2 protein-coding genes are annotated in these 2,454 nt (G+C 79.1%); both read left to right on the top strand.

The window, feature by feature from the left end; all coding sequences use genetic code 11:
* Positions 1-421 precede the first annotated feature (421 nt).
* The gene (locus GTW67_RS36845; RefSeq protein WP_202436763.1) at positions 422-1,501 is read left to right on the top strand and encodes a hypothetical protein; all 1,080 of its coding nucleotides are present in this window, start codon (positions 422-424) and stop codon (positions 1,499-1,501) included.
* 147 nt (positions 1,502-1,648) lie between these two features.
* A partial coding sequence (locus GTW67_RS03175; protein WP_161163259.1) for an aminotransferase class I/II-fold pyridoxal phosphate-dependent enzyme occupies positions 1,649-2,454 on the top strand: 806 nt, incomplete at its 3' end.

Below are 2,454 nucleotides of genomic sequence, written 5' to 3' on the forward strand. Positions count from 1 at the left end.
GCGGTGCGGTGGCCCGGCCGGGTGGTGCGTCCTGACCCGGGCGGCTGACCCGGTGGTGCGGGGGCCGGGCCTGGTGGGTTCGGTGGCTGGCGCGGCGTGCGGCGGCCGGGTCCGGCGGTGCGGTGGCCCGAGGTCGGTGGGGCGTCGGGCGGGCCCGGTGGAGCGATGGCCGGCACGGCATGCGGTGGCCTGACGCGGCGGTGCGGTGGCCCGGGTCGGTCGCGCGTCGGTCGGGTCCGGTGGGGCGGTGAACCGACCCGGCGGTGCGGTGGTCGGGCCGAAACCCGTTCCTCACCCACACGGGCGCCCCCGGTCCCGCGAACGGCGCACGGCGGCGCGCGTCACCGGGCCGGGCGGGCTGTGATGGCCGAGGGCGCGAGTGCCGTGCCCCCGCAGCCGTCGCTCGAAGGAGCCCGAACCCATGCGCCGCACCTCCCGTGTCCTGTCCGCCGCCGTACTGGCCAGTGCCGCCCTGGGCGTCTTCGCCGGGTCCGGCTCGGCGGACCCGGGCGGCACTCCACGGCCGGCCGGCGCCGGGGAACCCGCCGCCGAGGTCAGCCCGGCCGACGCGGGCCCGGGAGACACGGTCACCGTCTCGGTCACCTGCGCCGGGGCCTCCGAGGCCGCGCCGGACGCCCTGGACGCGGCCTCGGAGGCCTTCGACGGGGGCACCGTCGCGCTCCTGAAGACCGGCGCGGGTGCCTACCGCGGTACGGCGCGTATAGCCGACGCCTCGAAGCTGGAGGCCGACCCGGACGCGGCGGGTCCGGCCGCGCCCTTGACCGTCGACGGCACGTGCCCGGAGGCAGCCGGCGGTGCGGGCAGGCCGTGGAGCGCGCCGATGACGGTGTCCGGGGAGCCGCAGTCCTGGGGGAGCCCCGCCCCCGAGCCCTCCTGCCGTCCACCCGCCGCCCCCGGCGGCAAGGTCCCCGGCGGCAAGTCCCCCGGAGGCGGGGCCTCGGCCCGCGACGAGCCGGCACCGTACGCCGAGCCCGCCGTACCGGGCGACGAGCTGGTCCCTGACGCAACGCTCCCTGACGAAACGATCCCGGGCGAGACGGTCCCGGGGGAATCGGCCCCCGACGAGACGATCCCCGGCGAGGAGCCCACTGCCGACGAGGAGCCGGTCCCGTACGACGACTCCGTCCCCTACGACCAGCCCGCACCCCCCGGCCAGCCCGCACCCCCCGGCCAGCCCGCTGCCCCCGGCCAGTCCGCACCGTCCAGTCACGCCGCCCCGCGCGGTGACTCCGGCACGCACGGTGAGCCGGACCCGCACGGCACGCCCTGCACGACCAAGCCGCCGTGCCCCGAGCCGACCGCGTGGGGCGCGTCCTGCGGCGGCGGGAAGGCGGAGCACGGGGTGCAGGCCGGTACGGGAGGGTCCTTCACCGACTCCGTGCCCGCCCTGGCCGCCGGCGGCGTCCTGATCGCGGGCGCGTTCGGCGGGGCCGTGTACCGGCTGCGGCTGCGGCTGCGCGGGGAGACCCGGGACCACTGATCCCCGCCCGGCCGGGGCTGATGCGGGCCGCAGCCATGGCGGGGCGGCCCGGTGGGTACTTGGTTGCACGACCGGAGCACGAGCGAGGAAGAGGACCAGGGCCCGGCGGCGACAGGACTCGGCACCACGGACTGCCCGGAGGCACCCATGCGGCGGACGGACCCCGAAGGACACGGCGCCGTGCGTCGTGGGCCCCACCTTCCCGGGGACGGGCTGCCCGTGGTGCCCGAGTTGGCCGCCGTGCTCGCCGCCGCCGCGGGGCGGGGGCACGAGGAGCCCGTCGGTGGGGCTCCGGCGCTGCTCGACGCCGCCTGCGGTTACTGGGACCGGCGTGGGCTGCCCACCGACCCGGACCACGTCGCCGCCGCCCCCGGCGCCAACGCCCTGCTGCTCGCGCTGACCGCCGCGCTCGGCGGCGACGTCCTGGTGCCGCGCCCCTGCGCCGCCTGGTGGGCGCCGTACGCGCGGCTGCTGGGCAGGCCCGTCTTCCACGTCCCCACCCCCGCCGAGTCCGGCGGCGTGCCCGACCCGTACGCCCTCCTGGAGACCGTGCGCCGCGTCCGCGCCGAGGGCGGCGATCCGCGGCTGCTCGTGCTGTCCGTCGCCGACGACCCCACCGGCACCGTCGCGCCGCCCGAACTGCTGCACGAGACCGTCGAGGCCGCCGCCGGCGAGGGACTGCATCTGGTCAGCGACGAGACCTGGCGCGACACCCGGTACGACCCGCACGACACCGTGCTGCTCAGCCCCGCCGAGATGCTGCCCGAGCGGGTCACCGTCGTCACCGACCTGGCCGGCGCGCTGCTGCCGCCGGGCTGGCCGGCCGCGGTCGCCCGGTTCCCCGCCTCCGCCGCCGGGGACGGCCTGCACGCGCGCGTGCTCGACGTGCTCACCGCGCTCGGCGCCCGCGTCGCCGCGCCCCTCGCCGCCGCGGCCGGCTACGCGCTCACCGA

It is taken from the genome of Streptomyces sp. SID5910, assembly GCF_009862125.1.
Classification (GTDB): Bacteria; Actinomycetota; Actinomycetes; order Streptomycetales; family Streptomycetaceae; genus Streptomyces.

Excerpts from the sequence above, each read along its gene's own strand:
- GTW67_RS36845 (WP_202436763.1), top strand. The coding sequence starts at position 422 with ATGCGCCGCACCTCCCGTGTCCTGTCCGCCGCCGTACTGGCCAGTGCC.